The sequence below is a fragment of the Jongsikchunia kroppenstedtii DSM 45133 genome, from assembly GCF_000380485.1.
In the GTDB taxonomy this organism is placed as follows: domain Bacteria; phylum Actinomycetota; class Actinomycetes; order Mycobacteriales; family Mycobacteriaceae; genus Jongsikchunia; species Jongsikchunia kroppenstedtii.
On sequence record NZ_AQYG01000003.1, the window covers coordinates 1 to 1,306 of the forward strand.

General features: G+C 55.7%; 1 rRNA gene. It reads right to left on the bottom strand.

What is annotated here, in order from left to right:
• Positions 1–1,273, bottom strand: a 23S ribosomal RNA gene (locus G341_RS0100015); the annotation flags it as partial.
• Between the last annotated feature and the right edge of the window lie 33 nt (positions 1,274–1,306).

Genomic DNA, 1,306 nt, shown 5'->3' on the forward strand with positions numbered 1-1,306 from the left:
GTGTGATTGCCGCGGCTTCGGCGGTGTACTTGAGCCCCGCTACATTGTCGGCGCCCGACCACTTGACCAGTGAGCTATTACGCACTCTTTCAAGGGTGGCTGCTTCTAAGCCAACCTCCTGGTTGTCTTCGCGACCGGACATCCTTTTCCACTTAGTACACGCTTAGGGGCCTTAGCCGGCGATCTGGGCTGTTTCCCTCTCGACTCACGAACCTTATCGCCCGCAGTCTCACTGCCACACTCTCACTTACCGGCATTCGGAGTTTGGCTGACGTCAGTAACCTAGTAGGGCCCATCGGCCATCCAGTAGCTCTACCTCCAGCAAGAAACATGTGACGCTGCACCTAAATGCATTTCGGGGAGAACCAGCTATCACGGAGTTTGATTGGCCTTTCACCCCTACCCACAGCTCATCCCCTCCATTTTCAACTGAAGTGGGTTCGGGCCTCCACAACATCTTACTGCTGCTTCACCCTGGCCATGGGTAGATCACTCCGCTTCGGGTCTAGAACATGCCACTACGACGCCCTATTCAGACTCGCTTTCGCTACGGCTACCCCACACGGGTTAACCTCGCGACATGCCACTAACTCGCAGGCTCATTCTTCAAAAGGCACGCCATCACCCGCAGTACAAGTACTCACAGGCTTTGACGGATTGTAAGCGCACGGTTTCAGGTACTATTTCACTCCCCTCCCGGGGTACTTTTCACCTTTCCCTCACGGTACTAGTCCGCTATCGGTCACCAGGAAGTATTCAGGCTTACCGGGTGGTCCCGGCAGATTCACAGCAGATTCCACGAGCCCGCTGCTACTTGGGAGAACTCCACGCAAGACACACGGTTTTCAGCTACCGGACTCTCACCGTCTACGGCAGACCATTCCAGGCCACTTCACCTAACCCTGTGTTTTCTCACTCACGCCCAGACAGGTAGATCTGAGAAGAAGAACCCCACAACACCACACACGCAACCCCTACCCGGTATCACACGCGCATGGTTTAGCCTCCTCCGCTTTCGCTCGCCACTACTCACGGAATCACAATTGTTTTCTCTTCCTACGGGTACTGAGATGTTTCACTTCCCCGCGTTCCCTCCACACCCCCTATATATTCAAGGGTGGGTAACACCACATAACTGGTGCTGGGTTTCCCCATTCGGACATCCTCGGATCACAGCTCGGTTGACAGCTCCCCGAGGCTTATCGCAGCCTCCTACGTCCTTCATCGGCCCCTGGTGCCAAGGCATCCACCGAACGCCCTTCAACACTTACCAACACACACCCCCCACCACAACAAGCCCCGCCCC